Raw genomic sequence first — 23,225 nt, forward strand, 5'->3', positions numbered from 1 at the left:
GCCCCGTGGTGCCGGGCTCTTTTCTGCCCGATTCACTCAAGGATGACCATGGATCACGACTCTAACCTTCCCTCTATCGCCGAAGAATTTGTGGAGGCAATGGATGAGGTGACCGATACCCGCGTGCAGCTTCAGGAGATTTCTGACCTCTTTCTCTTTCGCATCGAAATTGACCCCACAACCCCAGCTGCCCGCCGCATCGAAAAGGTGCTGGGCGCAGCTCTGCCGACCACCCGCGGGCAGGTAACGGGCGATGCAACCGCCCTGCACCTTCTCTACGGCACCCGTCAGGTGGTTGCCTGCCTCTACGTTGAGGAGGGCGTCTATCTGGTAGTGACCAGGGTGGACGCGGTCAAGCTGGGTCGGGCTCTTGCAGCCGCCCTGGGGCGCGACGAGGGGCTGGTACTTGATGTGTCGGTCAACCGAACCGTGCTGAATCTGAGCGGAGTAGCGGCGGCGGACGTCATCGATGAGGTCGTCCACTTTGACTTCCCGCCGGATTTCTTCGACCCGGGCATGGCCCTGTCCTGCACCGTGGCTGAGGCCCGTATCATGCTCTGGCGTATCGATGAGCTGGAGTACCTGATGGTGCCTCGTGCCTCCGATACAGCCCCCTTCCTGGTCAATATTTTGGATGCCTGCGAGAAGGTCAAATAGGCCCGGTCGGGGAGCGCCGGTCGTAACTGACAGGTTTGTTTCATTCAGAGGGAAATAAGTTCGCACCCCTGTAGGCAAGTACGCTAAAGTTTCTTTGTGGAGAAGCTTTGTGTGCTCCAGCTCTCGCAATGGGGCGGGCACCGAACTTCGTACATGTAAACGCCGGGAGCACCGCTTTCTGGCATGACTTCGACGAAGAAGGAACCCCTGTGGACCTGTTTGAATACCAGGCACGCGATCTCTTTGAGAAGCACGGCGTCCCCGTGCTCCAGGGCATCGTAGCTACCACCCCTGAAGAAGCAAAGGCAGCAGCTGAGAAGATCGGTGGCGTCACCGTAGTCAAGGCCCAGGTTAAGGTGGGCGGACGCGGTAAGGCCGGTGGCGTGAAAGTTGCCAAGACCGCTGATGAGGCTTACGAGTACGCCCAGCAGATTCTGGGCATGGACATCAAGGGCCATACCGTCCACCGCGTAATGATTGCCCAGGGCGCAGACATCGCTGAAGAGTACTACTTCTCCATGCTGCTTGACCGCGCTAACCGCTCCTACCTGGCCATGTGCTCCGTTGAAGGTGGCATGGACATTGAGACCCTGGCTGCAGAGCGCCCCGAGGCCCTGGCCAAGGTTGAGGTCAACCCCATGGAGGGCATCACCGCTGAGAAGGCTGCCGAGATTGTTGAGGCTGCTGGCTTTGCTGAGGACGTGCGCGAGGACGTCGCCGCTGTGCTGGTCAAGCTGGGCGAGGTCTACAAGAAGGAAGATGCCACCCTGGTTGAGGTCAACCCGCTGGTCAAGACCGGCGACGGTAAGATCCTGGCCCTGGACGGCAAGGTCTCCCTGGACGATAACGCCGAGTTCCGTCAGCCCGAGCACGAGGCCCTGGTCGATAAGTCAGCCGAGAACCCCCTGGAAGCTAAGGCCAAGGAAAACGACCTCAACTACGTCAAGCTGGACGGCGAGGTTGGCATCATCGGTAACGGTGCAGGCCTGGTCATGTCTACCCTGGACGTTGTTGCCTACGCCGGTGAAAACCACGGCAATGTCAAGCCCGCTAACTTCCTCGACATCGGTGGCGGTGCTTCTGCTGAGGTCATGGCAGCTGGCCTGGATATCATCCTCAACGACGAGCAGGTCAAGTCTGTTTTCGTTAACGTCTTCGGTGGTATCACCTCCTGCGACGCCGTTGCTAACGGTATCGTCAAGGCCCTGGAAATCCTCGGTGATAAGGCAACTAAGCCCCTGGTTGTCCGCCTCGACGGCAACAACGTTGAAGAGGGCCGTCGCATTCTCACCGAAGCCAACCATCCCCTGGTCCACCAGGCAGAGACCATGGACTCCGGTGCCGATAAGGCTGCCGAGCTGGCCCACACCGCCTAAATCACCGCTGATTATTACTAGAAGGTTTTTACAATGTCTATCTTTTTGAACAAGGACTCCAAGGTCATCGTTCAGGGCATCACCGGCGGTGAAGGCACCAAGCACACCGCCCGCATGCTCGCAGCTGGCACCCAGGTCGTCGGTGGCGTCAATGCCCGCAAGGCTGGCACCACTGTCTCCCACAAGGACGCCTCCGGTAACGACGTTGAGCTGAACGTCTACGGCTCCGTTGCTGAAGCCGTCAAGGAGACCGGCGCAGATGTCTCCATCGTCTTCGTCCCCCCGGCCTTCACCAAGGACGCTGTTATCGAAGCAATCGACGCTGAGGTGCCCCTGGTCGTCGTTATTACCGAGGGCGTGCCCGTCGGTGATACCGCTGAGTTCTGGGCCTACGCTAAGAGCAAGGTTGGCGCTGACGGCAAGCAGATTACCCGCATCATCGGCCCCAACTGCCCCGGCATCATCACCCCCGGCGAATCCCTGGTCGGTATTACCCCCGCCAACATCACCGGTAAGGGCAAGATTGGTTTGGTCTCCAAGTCAGGTACCCTGACCTACCAGATGATGTTTGAGCTGCGCGATATCGGCTTCACCACCGCTATCGGTATCGGCGGTGACCCCATCATCGGCACCACCCATATTGATGCTCTCGAAGCTTTCGAGGCTGATCCCGAGACCGAGGCTATCGTGATGATTGGTGAGATTGGTGGTGACGCTGAAGAGCGCGCTGCTGAGTTTATCAAGGCTAACGTCACCAAGCCCGTTGTTGGCTACGTTGCCGGCTTTACCGCCCCCGAGGGTAAGACCATGGGCCATGCCGGTGCGATTGTATCCGGTTCATCTGGCACTGCCCAGGCCAAGAAGGAAGCCCTGGAAGCCGCTGGCGTCAAGGTTGGTAAGACTCCGTCAGAGGCTGCCCAGCTGATGCGCGAGATTTTCGCTAACAAGTAAGCTAGTTCCCCTAGCCGGTAGGACGCCGGTGGTCACGCAGGTGCGTGACCACCGGCGTCCTTGTTTATCTGCGAGGTAATGCCACACACCCGGACTTCGTATTTCTGATGGTGAACCGGCCAAGAGATATGCAGGAAGGGGCCCTGACCAGCTTGCTGGTCAGGGCCCCTATTCTGCCGGGCAGACAGACTAGTTAGATGAAGTGCCGGTTGAGCAGACGTTCAGCGTGTTGAGCAGACGTTCAGCGTGGTAGGGCCACCGATAACGAAGTCCTGAGCGCCGGTACGATTGCTGCCGTTAGCCCAGGTAAGGGTAATGGTATCGACGGGCTTGGGGAAGCTCAGAGTGACGTTGCCTGCAGATGACCTGGGGTCCAGTGAGTTTCGATTAGCTGTGAAAGTTGTGGTGGTGGCGTTAGCTGAGATGGTGGCTCCGCCTGAGGCGATAGGAGCAGAGGTCGCGACACCCTTAAGAGAAGAACTTGCAGTGAAGACATCCTGCCAGGGGCCACCGGAAGCGGTGGAACCCTGGTCGACGTCTCCGATAGTGAAAGTGAAACCTGTAACGGGAGCTGAGAAACTCATAGTGATGGTGGACTTCTGGTTACCGCCAGTGTAACCGTTGGTGCCGCTCCGCAAACTCTGGAAGAAAAGATAATTTGACAAGCCTGAGTAGCTAGACCAAGTAACGGTGCCCGCTACGTTTTTATTAGTGATGAGATTCTGAGAGTTTGAGAGGGATGGTCCGGTTGAAGAGACATGGGTGATGGTAAGAACCGCCTTGCCGTCATTAGTGGTAACGGAGCCTGAGTGCCTGGTGCTACCCTGGGCAGTGACGGGAGTATTTCGAACGAAATTAGCCCAGTTGATGCTGGTAGTAGGCGAGGTGCTAGAACACACATCGGAAGGGCTAGCTGCGTAAGCAGGGATAGCAGAGGTAGAGATAACGACGGGAGCTGCCCAGGCAGCACCCTTGGCTAGGTTGCGACGTGAAACGTTGTTCATTGTTTTCCTTTGCTAAAGGGCTAGGTTAAGTGATCAATGCGAGACCATTTTGGCGAGTGACTCCAGCATGCACACTGGGAGACAAAGCCGTTAGAGGGTTTGAAGATATGGAAAAGCCAAAGAGTTCACTAAGGCTACTAAAATATCCCAAAAATCTAGGTTGAAAACATATTAGCAGAAATGTGCTGATTCCCGAGACAGTTTAACTGGGGGAATCCATGTGATTAAGGCGTCAGGTGCTAGAAAATGCTTTTTTGGGGTGTGGCTGTGTGCGGGGGTGACCATCTCTGGAGCATGTGTTGGGGTGCCGGATATCAGTAAGTGCTTATTACAACGCCTTCGTCCCCTCTTGTGTGGGGGGGGGCGTCTAGAGGTTATCGCTGGACTCTGTGTAATAAGGGCGCCCCACCAAATAGCGGTGGGCGCCCTTTGTATATGGGTTCAAGGTAGGCCTATGATCCCGATATAGAACGGTGGGTGAGTGTCTGGCCGTTTGAGAGGGTAATCGTAATCAGGGTTTCACCTTTGTAAGTGCTATTCACGTTATTGGAGCTGGCTGGGGGAACTACACCGCTGTACACAATGGGGAAGCGCCCTGATGGTCCTGTGGTGAAATTGCGGCAATCAGAGGATGTAGAAGAAGTTGAATAGTGACCATCAGTATTAGCGCCCGTGCTGGGGTCCCAGGTCATAATGAGGTTCCAAGATTGTTCAGTTGCGCCCGAAGGGTAAGTATGGTTCACCAAGTTTTGAGTGCTTTGCACTATAAGTACAAAGGGTGCGTAAGGGTTGGTAACCCTGGGGTGGCATCAACGGTCATTCGTTTAGTCCTAGGTACCAAATGGGTTTTCGTGACGTCGGTGGTCCAGGGGATTTGGCTCGTTGATGTGTTTCTAACTGCGCAAGAAGAGTACTGGGCGGAGGTGTTACCAATCCAGAAAATACCGGGTCCAGAAGATTTCTGGTCTATGCAGTTAGAGGTCCAGACCTCGTATTTAATACTGGTGACGGTGATATTGGCTGGTAAATCCGTGATGAAGAATTGGCCACCCAGAGTCAAGGTCTGGGTTGTGCTTGTGACACCTTCTTGCCGCGTACCCCCAGTCGTATATTCGGCCCCACCGCTAAATCGGGTAGTTGTAATGCACCGTGTGAGGCCGTATAAGCGGGGATAGTGGCGCTGGAGATAACGGCAGGCGCTGCCCAGGCTGCCCCCTTCACCAAGGTTCTGCGGTTGGGTTAGAGAACTTTTTGATGATGTGACATGGTAAACCTTCTGTGAAATATGCGCGGTAAAACCCTGCAAGTCTAGGTATTTCTGACATGCAGGGTTTAATAACTTGCCATGTCCTGACAGGTGTTTCTGGGCAGATGGTTGTGTGTCTATCTAGAGAACCACTGTATTGAATGCCAACCCTAGTAGATAAGTAGCTAGGGCCGCCCCGTAACCGATCGCTAGCTGGCGCAGGCCGCGTTTGAAGGGGGAGGCTCCCGAAAGAAGACCCACCACACCACCGGTGACCATCAGCGCAAAGCCCACTAGCAGCATGGCAACCAGCATGGCTGCACCGCCCGACATGCCAAAAATATAGGGAAGAATCGGGATCAATGCGCCGGATGCAAAGAAGCAGAAACTGGAGGCCGCAGCCCCCACATCGCTGCCGAGTGCGCCGTGGGCGTCCTCAACCTCTTCGCCCTCAATATCATTGCGGAAGGAGAGTGAGGGATCGCAGTCGCAGGTGAAATAGCCGAAGCGCTCCATGGCACGGTGGCGGGCAGCTTCCTCGCTCATGCCTCGAGCCTTGTAAATCAGTTCTAGTTCATTCTGGTTAATATCGAGCTGGTGGGCAACGTTGAGGGTGACCTGAGTTGGGCGAGAAGCGTCCAGGAGTTCACGCTGGGAGCGCACAGAAACGAACTCGCCCGCTGCCATGGAGAGGGCGCCAGCCAGTAGGCCTGCGACGCCTGAAAGAAGCACCATAGAGCTGCTGACGCCAGAAGCCCCCACGCCCATGATGAGAGCAGCATTCGATACTAGACCATCATTTGCGCCAAAGACGGCGGCGCGGAAGTTGCCCGAGAGTTTTTCACGGCCAGAGGTAGACAGTGCTCGAATAATCTCTTCGTGAATTGCTTCATCGGCGGCCATGGCTTCAGTGGCGTCGGGGTCCTCCGCGTAAGGTGAGCGGCCCTCGGCACGCTGGGCTAGGGCGAGCACAAAAACTGACCCAAAGTTCTTAGCAAGAAGTTGCAGGAATCTGGCGGAGATAGACGGCTTGGGTTCGGGGTAAGCGTGCTCGCCTAACAGTTCCCGCCAGTGATTTTGGTGGCGCTCCTCAGCCTGAGCAACCTCCCGGAGAATCTCTGCTTCTTTTCCTTCGGCACGCTCTGCCAGGGCGGCATAGATGCGAGCTTCTGAGATTTCTTCAGCCAGGTAGCGGCGCCAGCGGCGAATCTGGGCGCAACTGGGGAAGGTGCGTGAAGGTGAAGGTTGAGAACTGGTCGTAGGCATGGTGAAAGAGTTTCGCTTGGCCGATGCGGGTCTAACCCTATATTTTAGCATTCTGGTTCTGACTGTTCGTGCCTCAGAGATATCTCCTAGCAGTCAAGCCTACTTATGAAATGAATCCCATTTTTCATGGTGGTGACGCAAAGTTTACTTATCGATATGCTGTTGAAATCGCTACTTGACTAGTAAAAATTTTCGTGATTTTGAGCATGGCGGTAGTGATGCTGCGTCACCTAAACCGTGATTATTGGGGTTGTCGGTAGCTCATGAATGAAAGTGTACGTGCTATAAATAGAGGGTATGCACTATCTTCTAGAGTGATCTAGAGTGATATTGTGTCTCATGCTTAAAATTCTTGATTAGTTGATCATGTATCTAAAGGAAAAATTATGACCGAAAATGTAGGGGTTGTTGAGTCAGGCGCTAACGCGCCTCGGGGTATCGCACGCGGCTCTCTCCGCCAGATTATTGCCCAAGATGCCCGTCTTGAGGCAGGTAGTAACATCTCATGGCGAAGCATCTTTGCTGGTCTAGTTACCTTCATCGCTCTCTCTGCACTCTTCTCTCTTGTGGGAACTGCGGTGGGGCTTGGAGGTACCGACCTGACTGCTGAAAACCCAACGGAAGGTGTCGGAACTGGTCTGATAATCTGGACTATTTTTTCTTTGGCTGTTTCTCTTGGCGTGGCGGGCTTTATTGCTGGTTTGACCGCTAACAAGGCGGGCTTGATTCACGGGTTCCTTACGTGGGCACTGGGTGTTATTGCCATTGTGGTTCTAGCTGTGAGCGCAGTATCTTCTGCATTTGGGGCGCTGGGTAACATGCTTGGTGCGGCTGGCGGTGCTGTTTCAAGTGCGTCATCGGCGGCGGCTCAGGCTGTTTCGAATATCAATACCGACCGAATTGATGTTGATGCCGAGGGTGTCTCTGTTGATGTGCGTCAGGCGCTTGCTAATAGCTCCATTGAGCAGCTGCACCCCGACTATCTCCAGGCCCAAGTTGATGAAACCGTTGCTGACCTGCAGGTAGCTGCTCAGCGAATCATTGTAGACGGTGAAGATTCTTCTGTTGTTGCAGAGGATGTTCGTGCAAACATTGAAGATCGTATTGCATCAATCACTGAGCAGATCGACGAGGATGCTCTGGCTCGTGAAATTGAAGCTAACACTAACCTCACCGCAGCTCAATCGCGATCGGCTGCTAACAATATCGTGACCTCATATGAAGAGGGCGTACAGAAGGCTGAGGAAACCCTGAATAACCTGGCAAACAATGCTCAAGAAACCTTTGATCAGGCTGTTGTTGTAGCAAACGATGCTATGAACAACACCGCTAAGTACTCCCTGTACACTTTCTGTGGTCTCATTTTGGCTATGATCATCACCGCCCTGGGTGGTCTGCTTGGTGCCCGCACTGGCCGCTCTGCTGAAAAAATCTAATCATCAGCGGGTTGCATAACCAGTCTCATTGATTGCATCAAGGTTCACGCTCCACCATCTGTGGCGCGTGAACCTTTATGTTAAATGGGTTTATGTGGTTTGACTGCCTGAAATATCTAGCCAGAGTGTGGTCAGGTAAGGCTTAACTAAGACAGAAATAAGGTGTTCCAGCAGGTCAAACAAGGTTTTGCTTATTATGAATTAATCATAATAATGCTTGAAAACGCTGTTGAGAGTGCGTAGGCTAGAAGTACAGCAAGCCAGCCGGAGCTTTGAAAAATACCGGTCATCACTTTCGAAAGGAAGTCTCACTCATGAGCAAGTACGCATCATTTACCGTTCCTGGCCTCACCGAAGAGTCAGGTCACCACGTAGCCGACGTCCTGCAGCTTCGCCTGCACGCCCTGAACGACCTGCACCTGGTCCTCAAGCACGCTCACTGGAATGTCGTTGGCCCCAACTTCATCGCCGTTCACGAAATGCTCGACCCCCAGGTTGATCTGGTTCGTGGCTTCGTTGACGCTATTGCTGAGCGTATGGCCACCATGGGTGTAGCTCCCAATGGCCTCTCTGGCGACCTGGTAAAAAAGCGCACCTGGGCTGAATACGATGTTGACCGTGCTGATGCACTGACTCACATTCGCGCTCTGAATGAGGTCTACAACGTGGTTGTTGAAGACCACCGTGCTGCCATCGCTAAGGTGGGCGACATCGATCCCATCACCGAGGATTTGCTCATCGGTCAGACCGCTGAACTGGAACTCTTCCAGTGGTTCCTGCGCGGTCACCTTGAAGATGGTCAGGGCAACCTTAAGTAAGCTCCACCCATACGTGAACCACACGGTAAAGGCGGGTCTATCACACACGATAGACCCGCCTTTACTGATGCAGTTGTGTCCTTTACCCCTCAATCAAAGCCCTGATTTTTTCTAGGCTAAGTTCTGTGTGAGTGTAGCGGGCGTGCCCCAGATGGTCTGGAACCTCGGTCAGGCCCGGTACCACAACCACCTTCATGCCTGCTGCCATAGCGCTCTGGGCGCCAGAAGCAGAGTCCTCCACCGCAACACAGTTAGCTGGGTCTACCCCCAGGTTGCGTGCTGCCATGAGGTAGGGGTCGGGGTCAGGCTTAGCGTGAGTAACCTGCTCATCGGTTACCAGGGTTTTAAAGAGACCCTCCGGTGCCAGCTTGGCGGTGTTGGCAGCTACCTCGGTCGTAGCGTTGGTGACAATGCCGGCGGGGACGCCTGCCTCAGCTACCTGCGCCAGGAGCGCCTCGATGCCGGGTAGGAGCTCAACCCGGGCGTCCTTAAGCAGCACCGACATCTTCGCCTTGAGCCGGTCGTAGAGTTCATCGGTGGGAGCATCTGCACCCAGCTCCTGCATTCGGGCAAAAGTGACTGCAGCAGGCTTACCCAGGGCCATGAGCGTATCCTGCTCAGTCCAGTTGGCACCGAACTCGGCAGCTAGGGTAGTTTTTGCCTCGGCCCACAGGGGTTCGGTATCTACGAGGGTTCCGTCGTGGTCAAAGAAAATAGCTTTAAGTCTGCTCATATACACCACCCTACCCGTCCTGGGGGAGGTTTGTCCGGTTAGGATAGGTGAGTGAACCAAGAGCGCCCCCATACCACTACAGACCAGTTGCCCACCCACCCGCGTCTACGGCGGCAGCCAAGCCCCGTGCGCCGGGTGCTTGCCTATCTGTTGGTGCCCATGGCTTTTATTTCTGCTGCCTGGATTACTGCCGGGCGCGCCCTTTTTGGCGCCGGGGGAGAGCTGGTGCCCATTTATGCGATTTCATTTGGGCCTGCCCTACTGATTATCCTGTTGGTCGCTGCCCTGTTTTCTTTCAAAGAAATGGGTGTGCAAGAAAAGGGAGTGCGGGCTGGCTTGCCGCCCGTCACCGCGCTCGTGGTAGCATCTACCTGGGTACTGGCCGGATTCTTCGGTATGGTGGCTCCTGACCGTCTTGAGGGGCAGAACATTTCAGCTGCCGCTGCCCTGCTGGGCTCCGACGTTATCGGCCTCTCCGCTGCCTTTGGTAATACCAGCGGGATTTTGACCTTCTCGTTCGCTATTGCCACCCTGCTACTTGCTATCAGTGACTACCGAAAAGCCCGAGCCCTGACGCGAGGGCTCGATGATGCCACTCGGGAGCAGCTAGAGCGTGAAGAATCGATGTACGACTTTCTTGACTAGCCCTGGGCAGATGCTGAAGGGAAGTCTTACAGATTAACCTGCTCGAGCCAGCCCTTGAGTACATCGGTTGCAGCTGTAGTCAGCTTTTCTGCGTAGAGGGAGGCCTCGCGGCGGATGACCGCAACGTCCTGCTCTGAAGCCCTGATGTAGTCGGCATAAGCAATGAGCCACTGCTCAATATGGCGGGGGTTGACTTCAAGGTGGAACTGGAGCGCCAGAGCGTAGGGTCGCCCTGCCTCGTCCTTGAGGGCAAAGGCTTGGTTCTCGCACATCTGGGTGCGGGCCAGGCTTGAGGTGCCCTTGGGTAGGGTGAAGGCATCTCCGTGCCAGTGGAGGACGGGGGTGTTGCCGAGCGGTGCAAGTACTGATTCTTGCCCGGCTTCGGTAAGTTCTACCGGGGAGTAGCCCAGCTCGATTTCGCCGGTGGGGTCAACCTGCGCGCCCGCTGCCAGGGCAATCTGCTGGGCGCCTAGACAAATGCCCAGGACGGGCTTCTGAGCGGAGATGCGCGCCTTGATGAGTTCTACTTCTTCAAAGAGGAAGGGGTAGTCCTGGGTGTCGTTCACGCTAATGGGGGCGCCCAGAATGATTAGCAAATCTGCCTCGCGCACCTCGGGGGTGTTGAGGGCGTCAATACCGGCATCGCGATATTCGACGCTAAAACCTCGCTTGGTGAGTAAATCTTCAAAGATGCCAAGATCTTCAAAGGCGACATGGCGGACGGCGTAGGCGGTGCGGGGCATGGTTCTCCTTGGGTGAGTGACTGCTATCCAGTGTAAAGGTGATGTGGTGGGCTGAGAAAGATGGCGGACGTGCGTGCCCGCCGTGCGAGACACCTGTAGGTTTGGGGTAGATAGGGGCGGAAAGAAAATTGCCCCTCAGATATCTAGTGCAAGATAGTTGAGTGTAGTAGACTCAAGTTAAAGCTGAGTGGAGTACACTCAAGTATGAACAAACTACCTACGCAAAAGGTAAAGGAGAACAATGAACGCACAATTTACAACCAAGAGCCAAGAAGCGCTCTCGGCAGCCAACATGAATGCCCAAACCGCGGGCAACCCCACCCTAGACACCTCCCACCTGCTCAAGGCCCTCATGAACCAGCGAGAGGGAGTGGCAGTGGCCGTCCTTAAAACCGCAGGTCTCGACGTTGACGCCATCTCCCTGGCAGCCTCCACCGAGATTTCAAAACTGCCCAAGGTGCAGGGCGCCTCAGCCGCCCAGGCCCAGCCGAGCCGCGCCGTCCTGACCGCCATCCAAACTGCCCAAGCCAAGGCAGCCCAGTTCGGGGACACCTACATCTCCACCGAGATACTGCTGCTGGCGCTCGCAGCGGGGGATGACGCCACCGCCCGCGCCCTGCAGCAGGCCGGGGCCACCGAAAAGACCATTGAAGACACCATTCCAACCGTGAGAGGAGACCGCACCGTGACCACCCCCGACCCCGAAGGTACCTTCGGTGCCCTAGAACAGTACGGCACCGACCTGACCGCCGTTGCCCGTGAAGGCAAGCTTGACCCCGTCATTGGGCGAGACAGCGAAATCCGCCGCGTCATCCAGGTGCTCTCCCGCCGCACCAAGAACAACCCTGTGCTCATTGGCGAACCCGGCGTCGGTAAAACCGCCGTCGTTGAGGGCCTGGCCCAGCGCATGGTTTCCGGCGACGTGCCCGAATCTCTGCGCGGCAAGACCCTAATCTCCCTCGACCTGGGTGCCATGGTTGCCGGTGCCAAGTACCGCGGCGAGTTCGAAGAGCGCCTCAAGGCCGTGCTGGAAGACATCAAGAAGTCCGAGGGGCAAATCGTCACCTTCATCGACGAAATCCACACCGTCGTTGGAGCAGGTGCCTCCGAAGGCTCTATGGACGCCGGCAACATGCTTAAGCCTATGCTGGCCCGCGGCGAGCTGCGCCTGATCGGTGCAACCACCCTCGACGAATACCGCGAAAACATCGAAAAGGACGCTGCCCTGGAGCGCCGCTTCCAGCAGGTCTACGTGGGTGAACCCAGCGTCGATGACACCATCGGTATTCTGCGTGGCCTCAAGGAACGCTACGAGGCCCACCACAAGGTTGCTATCGCAGACTCCGCCCTGGTGGCTGCCGCCAATCTGTCGAACCGCTACATCCCCTCGCGTCAGCTGCCCGACAAGGCCATCGACCTGATCGACGAGGCCGCCTCCCGCCTGCGCATGGAAATCGACTCGGCCCCCGAAGAAATCGACGCCCTGCGCCGCGCCGTTGACCGCCTGACCATGGAAGAACTGGCCCTGGCCAACGAGACCGACCCGGCCTCCGTCGAGCGCCTTGAAGCCCTGCGGGCAGATATGGCCGACAAGAAGGAAGAGCTGGACGCCCTCAACGCCCGTTGGGAAGCTGAAAAGGCAGGTCTCAACCGCGTCGGCGACCTCAAAACCCAGATCGACGAGCTGCGTTCCAAGGCAGAAGTCGCCCAGCGCGAAGGCAACCTGGCCGAAGCCTCCCGCATGCTCTACGGCGAAATCCCCGCCCTCGAAGCCGAACTGGCCGCCGCTCAGCAGGCTGAGAACACCGCGTCCGAAGAGTCCATGGTCTCTGAGGAAGTGACCGCCGACGATATCGCCGAGGTGATCTCATCCTGGACCGGTATCCCCGCCGGGCGCATGCTCCAGGGCGAATCGGAAAAGCTCCTGCATATGGAAGACGAACTGGGCAAGCGCCTTATCGGCCAGCGCCAGGCAGTTGCCGCCGTCGCCGACGCCGTCCGCCGCTCCCGTGCCGGAATCTCCGACCCCGACCGTCCTATCGGCTCCTTCCTCTTCCTGGGCCCCACCGGCGTCGGTAAAACCGAGCTCGCCAAGGCCCTGGCCGAGTTCCAGTTCGACGACGAACGTGCCCTGGTACGTATCGACATGAGCGAATACGCCGAAAAGCACGCCGTCGCCCGCCTGGTCGGTGCCCCTCCCGGGTACGTCGGCTACGAAGAGGGCGGCCAGCTCACCGAAGCTGTACGCCGCCGCCCCTACTCGGTCGTGCTCCTCGACGAGGTTGAAAAGGCCCACCCCGAGGTCTTCGACATCCTGCTCCAGGTGCTCGACGACGGACGCCTAACCGACGGGCAGGGACGCACCGTGGACTTCCGCAACGTCATCCTGATCCTGACCTCCAACCTGGGCTCCCAGTTCCTGATTGACCAGAACCTCGATGACGAAGCCCGCAAGAGCGCCGTCATGACCACCGTCAACGCCAGCTTCAAGCCGGAATTCCTCAACCGCCTGGACGAGGTCATCATGTTCGAGCCCCTCTCAGCCGATGACCTGGCCTCCATCGTGGGTCTGCAAATCGCATCCATGGCCCGCCGACTGGAAGACCGCCGCCTGACCCTGGACGTCACCGACGCCGCCACCGAGTGGCTGGGACTTGCCGGCTACGACCCGGCCTACGGCGCCCGTCCGCTCCGCCGCCTCGTGCAGCGCGAAATCGGCGACCGCCTCGCCAAGGGAATCCTGGCCGGTGCCATCAAGGACGGCGACACCGTGCGCGTGGACGTCAACCCCGACGTCGCCGTGGACGGGCTGGTCGTCACCGCCGAGTAAAAGTGGAAACAAGAGCTATGGGATGTGCCTGAGCCGGCAGACCCTCTCACGTCTCGCCCTGGAGGGCTCGCCGTGATTCACGCCAGCCCCGAGCCAGCCGGCTCAGGCACATCCCTACGCTCTGTCAAACCAGCGCACTCCGTCGAGCCAGTAGCTTCGCTGTGAGTCTGCTTCACCCGCGCTAGATTCTCTTAGATGAAATCTTTTACCCAGCGGCGTACCTCTGCAAGGGTGGTCGCGTCGACGGCACCAATGCGGGCGGTGAGGCGGCGCCGGGAGATAGTGCGTACCTGCTCGGTCATGGCCCAGGAGTCCTTGCCGAGCCCGCAGTTAGGTGGCACGAGAACATGGTTACTCCAGCCTCGATTCTGGGAGGTCAGGGGCACAGCAACAGCAAGAGTATCAACCAGCCTGTTATAGAAGGGGTTGCTGATGATCAAGACGGGGCGGCGGCCGGACTGCTCCCTGCCGACCGTGGCGTCAGGCTTAGCCCACCACAGTTCACCTTCCTGAATCTCTAGCTCCATGCGTCACTCTGCCATTCTTCGGCTTCTCGGTGATAAGAGGCATCGGGCGGGCTTTTCTTCAAATCCCGGGCGAGCTGTTCAAAGCGCATAGCGCGTTCCTCTTCATCAAGGAGCGCCATGAGGTGCTCGTTGAGGGTATGACCGTAGGCTTTAGCGTGAGTTTTAAGGCGGTCGCGCACTTCCTGGGTTACTCGAATCGTTGTGGCACTCATACATTAAGTATGAGTTATTACGGGTGAAAGTGTCGAGGGTGGGTAAGCCCCACAAACATGGCACTGCATGACCCTATTGTTTCTCTCTTGACCCTACAGATTATCTCGGGGTCAAGAGAGAAGCGATAGGGTCTTTGTCTTTTAAACTAGAAGAGTGAACCAGCCCCAGCCCGCACCCACCCCGATCGATACCCGCTTTGCCGGGGCGTCCGCGTCCATCACCGCGCACGCCGATATCGCCGCCACCCATGCGGCAGCCCTGCGCTCCATCGACCGGGTGGTAGCCGAAATGGCCCAGCCCACCGACCCGCAGGTAGCGGCGGACGGCGTCCGGCAGCTCCTGCACGACGGGCAGGTTCTGGTGCTCACAGGGGCAGGAATCTCCACAGGCTCAGGGATCCCCGACTACCGCGGCCCCGCCGGGTCCCTGCGCAACCACCGGCCCATGACCTACCAGGAATTCCGCTTCGACGAGGTGGCGCGGCAGCGCTACTGGGCCCGTTCCTTCGTGGGCTGGCGGCAGATGAACCGGGCGCGCCCCAACACCGCCCACTACCTGCTGGCAGAGCTGGAAGCCCGCGGGCACCTGGCCGGGCTCATTACCCAAAACGTCGATGGCCTGCACACCGCCGCCGGCTCACAGAAGGTCCTGACCCTGCACGGGGACCTCTCCCGCATCGAGTGCCTAGATTGCGGCGCGGACGAGGGCCGCACCTCCCTCGATACCCGTATCGAGGCCGCCAACCCCGGCTACCTTGAACGCCTTTCCAGTACCACCTTGCAGGTTAACCCCGACGGCGACGCCGAGATCGATACCCGTTTTATTCAAGATTTTCAGATGGTCGGCTGCTTGGCCTGCGGCTCGACCAAGCTCAAACCCGCCGTCGTTTACTTCGGTGAACCCGTTCCACCTGCCCGCAAGCAGGCCGTGAAAGAACTGGGGGAGCGGGCGCGCTCCCTGCTGGTGCTCGGCTCATCTCTGGCCGTGATGAGCTCCTACAAAATCGCCCTCGATTTCGCCCGCGCGGGCAAGCCCATCGCCGTCATCAACCAGGGCCCGGGCCGGGCGGACGCGCGTGCCACCTACCTCTGGCGCGCCGACGTCACCGACGCCCTTTATGCCGTTACAGCCCCGCACGAAGGCATCTAAAACTTTTTCTTCTGTGAGTTTCACCAGGTCAAAGGCACTAAAGGGGATGTCTGTAGGTGCTCATAAGTGAAGGCTAAGTACAACACAGGCTAAACACAGACTCTGGGAGAACACTGGTTATCAAGCAAAACAAGACCAGATACACCCCTCGGAGAACTCCCGTGAACACCATCATCACAGCAGCCGCCCTTGACCTCGTCGCCATCCTAATTCTGTGCGGCATGTATGTGGCCCGCCACCGCCGCCGCGACCTCGTGGTCTCCTACATCATTATCAACGTGGGCGTCTTCGCCGTCACCGTCGCCCTGGCTAACGCCGACGCCACCAGCGCGGGCATGGGTATGGGCCTCTTCGGCGTACTGTCCATCATCCGCCTGCGCTCCACCGAGCTCGACCAGCGCGAAGTCGCCTACTACTTCGCAGCGCTCGCCCTCGGCCTGCTCATGGGTATCGGCCTCGAACCCATCGGCCTGGCTCTCGGCCTCTCAGCCCTGCTACTGGCCATCATGTTCGTGGTTGACCACTCCAAGCTCATGACCACCCTGCGCAGCCAGACCATCATTGTCGACCGCGCCATCAGCGACGAAGAAGAACTCAAGGCCTACCTCTCAACCCAGCTGGGCTACAGCATCGAGAACGCTACCATCGCCGAGCTTGACCTCATCAACGACAAGACCATCGCCAACATCCGCTACACCGTGGGAGATTCCAAGAAGACTCTGCCCGCCACCGGCTCCCTCACCAGCGTGCGCTAGGGGTCAGTGAGCGAGCAGGACGCCCGCACCCGCTTTACTTGCCAGGGGCAAGAAAGTCGGGGCGGGCATCCTTATTTTTACCTTTTGACAAGGGGAAATAAAAAAGTTTGGCATGCATAAGTTCAAGCTAAGTTCACCACAGCTTAAACATAGCTTCGCCCACCAGACTGTTAACAACAGCCCGAACAGAGCACGACAGAAAGACCGCCATGACTGCTACAGCCTTCACCCAGAACACCGCCACCCTGGTCCCGGCCCACTGGCCCGGCATCAGCCTGGACGAACTGAACGCCAAAGCAGCCATGCAGACCCGCGTCGACCGCAAGTACATCGTCGACGGCCTCTACGCCGCAGCGGTACTTTCCAACCTGCCCGCCGATGCGTCCGTACTCGAAATCAACGGCGAACGCGACTTCGCCTACGACTCGGTCTACTTCGACACCGAAAACCTAGACTCCTACAAGCTGGCCGCCACCGGCCGCCGCAACCGCTACAAGATCCGCACCCGCTCCTACGTAGACACCGGCGAAACCTTCCTAGAAGTCAAGACCGAGGGCGCCCGGGCAGTCACCGTCAAGGAACGCATCCCCTACCCCGCCGCAGACCGGGCCTACCTCAACGCCGCAGGCCGCGACTACGTCGAAGAATCCCTGCGCGGCCTCATCGACGCCCCGGCCACCGCCTTTGAACCCATCCTGACCACCGCCTACCGCCGCACCACCGTGCTGCTACCGGCGTCCGAACACAACCCGGTCGACTCCCGCATGACCATCGACACCCACCTGACCTGGACCCCCATGAGCGAACGAGCCTTAGGGCCCCACTCCCAGTACGAGGTCGGCACCGACTACACCGCAGCCGGCATGGTCATCATCGAAACCAAGTCAGGCTCAGCCCCCTCGGTAGCAGACAAGCACCTGTGGCGGGCAGGCATCCGCCCCTCGAAGATTTCAAAGTTCGCCACCGGTATGGCAGCCCTCAACCCCGATCTGCCCTCCAACAAGTGGAACCGAACCATCGCCCGCAACATGTACCTGCAGCCGGTCGAAGCCGAAGCCCGCTTCGCGGCCCTGGCCAGCTAAAACCAGCCAGCCCCACAAACTTTCCACAAACCAAGACCAGAAAACAAAGGAAAAATCCATGAAGATGCCCGCAACCCTCACCAAAGCCCTGACCTCCGTAGCCCTGGTCGGCACCCTGGCCCTGGCAGGTTGCTCCGCAGGAACCACCGCAAGCTCCAGCACTTCAACCACCACCACCTCATCAAGCTCAGCTGCGGCAACCGCTGTAGCCACTGCGTCCGGAGCCACTGTAGCCTCCGTGATCAGCTACGACACCCACTACGACGCAGACGACCTCACCTGGGACGCCTCAACCGAAGTCACCATCGACCTCTCCAACCCCACCGCCACCGACGGCGTCACCGTTGAAAACGGCGTCATCACCATCACCGCCGCCGGTAACTACCGCCTCACCGGCACCCTAGCTGACGGGCAGGTTGTGGTCGCCGCCGGTGACGAGGACGTCGTACGCCTGATCCTCGATAACGCCTCCATCACCAACAGCGACGGTGCCGCCATCGACGCCGAAAGTGCCAACGAAACCATCATCTACACCGAAGCCGGTACCACTAACACCGTCACCGACAGCTCCACCTACGCAGCCACCGGCGAAGAAGACCCCGACGCCGCCCTCTACGCCCGCACCGACCTTACCCTCGCCGGTGAAGGTACCCTGACCGTCACCGGTAACTACGGCGACGGCATCGCCAGCGGCGACGGTCTGACCATCGCAGGCGGAACCATCGAAGTCACCGCAACCGACGACGGTATCAAGGGCAAGGACTACGTCGACATTCTCGGTGGCACTATCGATGTCACCGCCACTAGCGACGGCATCAAGGCCACCAACGATACGGACGCCGAGCGCGGCTGGGTACGCCTGCTGGATGGCGCCGTCACCATCAGCGCAGGTGACGACGGCTTCAAGTCAGAACGCGAACTTGAAATCGCAGGCGGCACCCTGACCATCGAAGAATCGGTCGAAGCTATCGAGGGTCAGTACCTGACCATCAGCGGCGGAGTCACTAACGCCACCAGCTCCGATGACGGTATCAATGCCACCATTCCCTCCACCGACTCAACCTCAACCACCACCTCCGGCGGTGGCATGGACCAGGTCGTTGACGCGTCCATCTCCATCACCGGCGGCGAGCTCACCCTGAACGTCGAGGGCGACGGTATTGACTCCAACGGCACCGCGGAAATCTCAGGCGGCACCGTTGTCGTCAACGGCCCCTCCACCGGTGGCAACGGCGCAACTGACGCCGCGGGCGGGTTGACCATCATCGGCGGCACCCTGATTCAGGGCGACTCCGGCGACATGTTCGAGGGTATGGAGGGTGCCTACGCCCAGTTCTCTGCCAGCGTCTCAGCGGGTGACACCGTAACCGTTACTAACTCCAGTGGTGAGGTCGTAGCTGAATACACCTCAACCAAGACCATCTCCCAGGTGGTTGTAGCCGGTAGCTCCGTCACCGAGGGTGAAACCTACACCATCAGTGTCAACGGCTCAGAGGCCGATACCGCTACAGCAACCTCCGGTGCTGCCGCAGGTGGCATGGGTGGTATGGCACCCGGTGGCCGCCCCTAAAGCCCCATAAACTCAGCCGGCGATAACGACACTCGCAGCCTAGACCTTCGCCGGCTGCCCTACCGCTCCGCGTCACCTCTTTCTGGTCGGGTGACGCGGAGCTTCTCTTTGCCAGGAGGGGAGCTATGTGAAATAAAACGACCGTTCTCTATATTTTTGTGGTTTTTAGCAGTTTCTTACATCTCATGTGGCGAACAGGCAAGCAAAGACGCGTAAAAACATGTACCCTTAGATACAGAAAAGACTGAAAGTTTTTCTGGCACACCCCTGCGCGCACGCGGGTGGCCAGATACGAGCGATAAAGAGGGGGTCTCGCCATGGGGCGCGGCCGTCAGAAGGCTAAAGCAACTCGGCAGGCTCGGGAGATGAAGTACTTCAGCCCCGACACCGACTACACTGCACTCGAACGCGAACTGAGCAAGAGCACCAGCTCTCAGCCTAAGACGTCTGGTTATCAGTACGATGACGAGGACGACTACTCGGAATACGCAGATAAGTACGCCGACGATTATCAAGAGAAGTAACCCGCGTAGCACCACGCGGGTTCTTCCCGTCTCTTTTTCTAGCCCGCCACCGCCTGCCGGTGGCGGGCTTTTGTATGGGTGCGGGCGCAACATGTTGTGGCTACCGCCAAATGTGGCGGTGGCGTCGCCACATTTGGCGGTCAGCGCCACAGTTAGAGAAGGGTTAGCGGTGTAGGCGCGGACGCCCGTGCTCGGCTAGGCGCGTCGCGCAGAGTCGTCCGTCTTCGCGGCTCCTGGAGCAGCGCCGATACTTGCAAAGCTGTCAAGCCCTGTGGACGATTCTTAACACATAGCGAGGCCGCTACGACATACAGGCTGATAAGAGCAAAAAATAGCTGAAGTTATCCACAGATTCACCGCCCCCTCTAGAAAACGCGAGGTCTGGTGGTCAAGGTAGTGGGTATGAGCAGGATATACGATCAGATCAAAACCTCATCGGAGCTGAAAGACGAAGGTATCAGCTCGTCCGAAATTTCTCGGCGGTGTCGACGGGGTCTACTGTATAAGATCGCGACCAATGCCTATACGCCGGTGCAGACATGGCAAAGTTGGGACGGCCGTCACCGGTTTATGGCCCAGCATGTGGCGTTTATGAAGACGCACCCTCAGTATGTGCTGAGTCATTCATCTGCAGCTCTTTGGTGGGGAGCGCCTTTATTGGAAGCACCCGCAAAGATATGGGTGAGCAGCGCTTCTTCTGCTGTGCGGTCAAAACCGGGTGTACATGTGAGTAGGTCGCGCAAAGAAATCTGTGACCAGGCAGTACTGAATCAGGGGCTAGCTGTGACTACGCCTCTGCAGACGATACTTGACTGCTGCCAGAGTCTTCCTTTTTTGAGCGCTTTGTGCGTTGCGGATTATTTTCTGCACCACCGTTTGGTGCCAGCTGCCGAGCTGCGGAGTGCCGTGCTCAAAAGCAGCGGTAGGTATTCGAAACAGCGTCAAAAGATAGCTGAGTATATGAGCGAAAAATCTGAGTCGCCTGCAGAGACGGTTGCACGGTATCTGGTGATGTCGTGGGGTCTGTCTCGGCCTGAGGAACAGAAAGTTATTTGGGTGGGGCAGCGGTACTATCGTCCTGATTTTTTGTGGGAGGATGCCAAAGTCATCCTGGAGGTCGATGGAGACGTGAAGTACTCGGGAGCTTATGGGCAGCCGGATCATGTGCTTCAGAAGGAAGTTATTCGTCAGCGTGACCTTGAGCTGCGAGGCTATCGTTTTGTGCGTGTTAGGTGGAGCGACCTGATGAATAACCCTGAGCTTGTGCGAAAGAATCTGGTGGATAAGGGCGTCCGCTGATGGGCGGGGGCGCAACATGTTGTGGCTACCGCCAAATGTGGCGGTGGCGTTGCCACATTTGGCGGTCAGTGCCACAGTTAGAGAAGGGTTAGCGGTGTAGGCGCGGACGTCCGCGCTCGGCTAGGTACGCTCGGGTGCAGTCACAGCTGGGGCATAGGTTAGACAAGCCTGCGTCATGGGTTAGCTGCCCATAGTGGAGGGTATGAATACTAATGCAGACCAGAACTTTGAACAGACCACACCGCACACCCAAGTACGTGACGCTAATAAGTCAACGATTTCTCGTCGTACCGCCCTGGTGGGCAGCCTGGGTCTCTTGGGTACCGCAGGCCTGGGCGGCGGCTGGGCCTATAACCGCTACCTGCGTGACCACACCGAAATCGCAGACGTAGCCGCCTACGAGGCTCAGGCTGCCTCGAACAGCACCACGAGCGCCGCGGCATCCGACACCGAACTGATCAACATGCAGGTGACCGACACCGGCGTCACCGCAGATAACGGCTCTATCGCCCTGAATACCATCGTGCTCAACGAGGGCACCAGCGACCAGATCACCGCCTACACCGCGGAGGTCAAGCTGGGGTCAGCGAGCATCCTGCGCTCGGCCTTCGCTAACAACCAGTTCGGCCTGAACATCGTTGACCTGCCCAGCAACATCGGCGCAGAACACAACGCTATCTGGGCTATCAACGGCGACTACTACGGCTTCCGCGAAACCGGCATTGTGGTGCGTAACGGCGTGGTCTACCGCGACTCTCCTGCCCGCACCGGCCTAGCCTTCTACGCCGATGGCAGCGTCAAAATCTACGACGAAACCGCCACCACCGCCCAGGCACTCGTTGACGAGGGCGTGCTCAACACCCTCTCCTTCGGCCCGGCACTGGTAGAGAACGGTGCGATTCTCGACGGCATCGAGGACGTCGAAGTCGACACCAACTTCGGTAACCACTCTATCCAGGGCGAGCAGCCCCGCACCGCGGTGGGCGTCATTGGCACTAACCACCTGCTTTTCATGGTGGTCGACGGCCGCTCAGAAGGCTACTCCCGCGGCGCCACCATGACCGAACTGGCCCAGATGATGATTGACGCCGGCTGCACCACCGCCTACAACATCGACGGTGGCGGCTCGTCGGTCATGATTTTCAACGACTCACTGGTCAACAACCCGCTCGGTAAGGGCGAAGAACGCGAAACCAGCGACATTCTCTACATCGCAGGAGCCTAAACGCCATGCTGATTCTGATTCCCGCCTACAAGCCCGATACCTCCCTGGTGCGTCTTATCGACGATATAGACGCCCGCGCCCACGCCGAGGGCACCAGCGCCCGCGTGCTGGTGGTCAATGACGGCTCCGGCCCCGACTTCGCTCCTGTCTTTGGGCAGGTTGAGCGGCTGGGGGCCCGGTTAGCTCCCGCCCCTTCGGTCGAGCGCCGCTTAACCCAGCCTGGGCTGGTATCGGTGACTGTGCTACACTTACCCGCCAACGGCGGTAAGGGTGCGGCGCTGCGAGCGGGAATCGCTTGGGCCCAGCAGGAAGCGCCGGGCGAGGTAGTTGTCACAGCGGACGCCGACGGGCAGCACCTGCCCGCCGACATCCTGGCCGTGGGTAGGGAAGCTGAGGCACGGGCGTCCGCCGGGCAAAAAACCCTAGTGATGGGCGTCCGCACCATCGCTGACCCCGCTGCCCCCGACACCCGGGTGCCGCTGCGCTCGCGGGTAGGCAACGCTCTGACCGCTGCGCTTTTTGGTCTGTCGACCGGTCAGAAACTGGCTGACACCCAAACCGGTCTGCGCGGCCTGACCCCGCAGATTCTGCCCTGGGCTTTCGAGCTGCCCGGTGACCGCTATGAGTACGAGTTCAATATGTTGCTGCGAGCCTCGCGTTGTGGGGTTGAGTTGGCCCAGGTGCCCATCACCAAGGTCTATGAGCCGGGTAATCCCACCAGCCACTTCAACCCGGTACTGGACTCCCTACGGATTTACACCCCGCTCCTGGCCTTTCTGGCGGCGAGTTTCTCGGGCTTCATCATCGACACGGTAGCCCTCATGGTCTTGGCTGCCCTGGGATCGCCCCTGATTCTGGCGGTGGTGGGAGCCCGCGTCATCTCCGCCCTGTGCAACTTTGCCCTCAACCGTATTGTTCTGCATGATGGCGGGCCCCCCGCAGACCCACCGCTCCCTGGGACGCTATGCGGTACTGGCTGTAGCGATTCTGACGACCAACACCGCTTTGCTAGAGGCCCTCACCTGGATAGGGCTGCCGCTACTGGCCGCTAAGGTGCTGGTCGAGCTGGTACTCATACCGGTCAGTTTCGCAGCGCAGCGCCGCTGGGTTTTTGCAGATCAACAGCAGTCCGAACAGAAAAACAGCCCGACAGAACAGCATAAGAGGACGGACGCG

Annotated in this window: 21 protein-coding genes; 15 read left to right on the plus strand and 6 right to left on the minus strand. The window is 58.4% G+C overall.

From position 1 onward, the window contains the following. The first annotated feature begins 48 nt into the window (after positions 1-48). From ACRCJM_RS05280 to sucD, 3 genes are all read left to right on the plus strand, one after another. The gene (locus tag ACRCJM_RS05280; RefSeq protein WP_431464081.1) at positions 49-657 is read left to right on the plus strand and encodes a hypothetical protein; all 609 of its coding nucleotides are present in this window, start codon (positions 49-51) and stop codon (positions 655-657) included. Positions 658-866: 209 nt separating this feature from the next. Beyond that, positions 867-2,033, plus strand: coding sequence for an ADP-forming succinate--CoA ligase subunit beta (gene sucC, locus ACRCJM_RS05285; RefSeq protein ID WP_431464082.1), 1,167 nt, complete (start codon positions 867-869; stop codon positions 2,031-2,033). Positions 2,034-2,066: 33 nt separating this feature from the next. Next, positions 2,067-2,984, plus strand: a complete 918-nt coding sequence (gene sucD, locus ACRCJM_RS05290) for a succinate--CoA ligase subunit alpha (RefSeq protein WP_237195048.1) — start codon at positions 2,067-2,069, stop codon at positions 2,982-2,984. Between the two features lie 221 nt (positions 2,985-3,205). Here sucD and ACRCJM_RS05295 read toward each other — a convergent pair whose 3' ends face one another. After that, positions 3,206-3,988 carry a hypothetical protein gene (locus ACRCJM_RS05295; RefSeq protein ID WP_431464083.1) on the minus strand — a complete coding sequence of 261 codons (783 nt, stop codon included), beginning with the start codon at positions 3,986-3,988 and terminating at the stop codon, positions 3,206-3,208. Positions 3,989-5,375: 1,387 nt separating this feature from the next. Further along, positions 5,376-6,500, minus strand: coding sequence for a VIT1/CCC1 transporter family protein (locus tag ACRCJM_RS05300; protein ID WP_237185116.1), 1,125 nt, complete (start codon positions 6,498-6,500; stop codon positions 5,376-5,378). A gap of 386 nt (positions 6,501-6,886) precedes the next feature. Between ACRCJM_RS05300 and ACRCJM_RS05305 the strand changes: the two genes are divergently transcribed. Together ACRCJM_RS05305 and ACRCJM_RS05310 are read left to right on the plus strand one after the other, a co-directional pair. Next, positions 6,887-7,936, plus strand: coding sequence for a YrzE family protein (locus ACRCJM_RS05305; protein WP_431464084.1), 1,050 nt, complete (start codon positions 6,887-6,889; stop codon positions 7,934-7,936). Between the two features lie 314 nt (positions 7,937-8,250). After that, positions 8,251-8,754 (plus strand): Dps family protein, encoded by a 504-nt coding sequence (locus ACRCJM_RS05310; protein WP_431464085.1) that lies wholly within the window; start codon positions 8,251-8,253, stop codon positions 8,752-8,754. An 82-nt stretch (positions 8,755-8,836) separates the two neighbouring features. On the opposite strand, the gene ACRCJM_RS05315 is transcribed toward ACRCJM_RS05310, so the two are convergent. After that, the gene (locus ACRCJM_RS05315; RefSeq protein WP_431464086.1) at positions 8,837-9,487 is read right to left on the minus strand and encodes an HAD family hydrolase; all 651 of its coding nucleotides are present in this window, start codon (positions 9,485-9,487) and stop codon (positions 8,837-8,839) included. A gap of 51 nt (positions 9,488-9,538) precedes the next feature. Between ACRCJM_RS05315 and ACRCJM_RS05320 the strand changes: the two genes are divergently transcribed. Further along, positions 9,539-10,132: a hypothetical protein gene (locus tag ACRCJM_RS05320; RefSeq protein ID WP_431464087.1), complete on the plus strand. Its 594-nt coding sequence runs from the start codon at positions 9,539-9,541 to the stop codon at positions 10,130-10,132. A gap of 26 nt (positions 10,133-10,158) precedes the next feature. On the opposite strand, the gene ACRCJM_RS05325 is transcribed toward ACRCJM_RS05320, so the two are convergent. Further along, complete coding sequence (locus ACRCJM_RS05325) at positions 10,159-10,875, minus strand: glutamine amidotransferase (protein ID WP_431464088.1); 717 nt, start codon at positions 10,873-10,875, stop codon at positions 10,159-10,161. A 241-nt stretch (positions 10,876-11,116) separates the two neighbouring features. On the opposite strand from ACRCJM_RS05325, the gene clpB reads away from it, so the two are divergent. Beyond that, positions 11,117-13,705, plus strand: a complete 2,589-nt coding sequence (clpB, locus tag ACRCJM_RS05330) for an ATP-dependent chaperone ClpB (protein ID WP_431464089.1) — start codon at positions 11,117-11,119, stop codon at positions 13,703-13,705. A gap of 191 nt (positions 13,706-13,896) precedes the next feature. On the opposite strand, the gene ACRCJM_RS05335 is transcribed toward clpB, so the two are convergent. Both ACRCJM_RS05335 and ACRCJM_RS05340 read right to left on the minus strand, forming a co-directional pair. After that, positions 13,897-14,232, minus strand: a complete 336-nt coding sequence (locus tag ACRCJM_RS05335) for a type II toxin-antitoxin system PemK/MazF family toxin (RefSeq protein WP_431464090.1) — start codon at positions 14,230-14,232, stop codon at positions 13,897-13,899. Then, on the minus strand, positions 14,223-14,444 hold the full coding sequence (locus ACRCJM_RS05340; RefSeq protein ID WP_431464091.1) for a hypothetical protein: 222 nt from the start codon (positions 14,442-14,444) through the stop codon (positions 14,223-14,225). The genes ACRCJM_RS05335 and ACRCJM_RS05340 overlap by 10 nt, the downstream gene beginning before the upstream one ends. 217 nt (positions 14,445-14,661) lie before the next feature. On the opposite strand from ACRCJM_RS05340, the gene ACRCJM_RS05345 reads away from it, so the two are divergent. The 8 genes from ACRCJM_RS05345 (at position 14,662) to ACRCJM_RS05380 (ending at position 23,101) form a co-directional block, all read left to right on the plus strand. Continuing rightward, entirely contained in the window at positions 14,662-15,594 is a 933-nt protein-coding gene (locus tag ACRCJM_RS05345) for a Sir2 family NAD-dependent protein deacetylase (protein ID WP_431464144.1), read from the plus strand. A gap of 161 nt (positions 15,595-15,755) precedes the next feature. Next, positions 15,756-16,349: a DUF4956 domain-containing protein gene (locus tag ACRCJM_RS05350; protein ID WP_431464092.1), complete on the plus strand. Its 594-nt coding sequence runs from the start codon at positions 15,756-15,758 to the stop codon at positions 16,347-16,349. Between the two features lie 209 nt (positions 16,350-16,558). Continuing rightward, the gene (locus ACRCJM_RS05355) at positions 16,559-17,431 is read left to right on the plus strand and encodes a polyphosphate polymerase domain-containing protein (protein ID WP_431464093.1); all 873 of its coding nucleotides are present in this window, start codon (positions 16,559-16,561) and stop codon (positions 17,429-17,431) included. 58 nt (positions 17,432-17,489) lie between these two features. Continuing rightward, positions 17,490-19,001, plus strand: a complete 1,512-nt coding sequence (locus ACRCJM_RS05360) for a carbohydrate-binding domain-containing protein (RefSeq protein WP_431464094.1) — start codon at positions 17,490-17,492, stop codon at positions 18,999-19,001. A gap of 317 nt (positions 19,002-19,318) precedes the next feature. Next, entirely contained in the window at positions 19,319-19,525 is a 207-nt protein-coding gene (locus tag ACRCJM_RS05365; RefSeq protein WP_431464095.1) for a DUF3073 domain-containing protein, read from the plus strand. A 960-nt stretch (positions 19,526-20,485) separates the two neighbouring features. Next, on the plus strand, positions 20,486-20,824 hold the full coding sequence (locus tag ACRCJM_RS05370; protein ID WP_237185106.1) for an endonuclease domain-containing protein: 339 nt from the start codon (positions 20,486-20,488) through the stop codon (positions 20,822-20,824). Between the two features lie 202 nt (positions 20,825-21,026). Continuing rightward, positions 21,027-22,049, plus strand: a complete 1,023-nt coding sequence (locus tag ACRCJM_RS05375; RefSeq protein ID WP_431464096.1) for a phosphodiester glycosidase family protein — start codon at positions 21,027-21,029, stop codon at positions 22,047-22,049. A 5-nt stretch (positions 22,050-22,054) separates the two neighbouring features. Continuing rightward, the gene (locus ACRCJM_RS05380; RefSeq protein WP_431464097.1) at positions 22,055-23,101 is read left to right on the plus strand and encodes a glycosyltransferase; all 1,047 of its coding nucleotides are present in this window, start codon (positions 22,055-22,057) and stop codon (positions 23,099-23,101) included. Positions 23,102-23,225: the final 124 nt, after the last annotated feature.

Origin of the sequence: Rothia sp. L_38 (assembly GCF_050689125.1) — a bacterium.
GTDB lineage: Bacteria > Actinomycetota > Actinomycetes > Actinomycetales > Micrococcaceae > Rothia.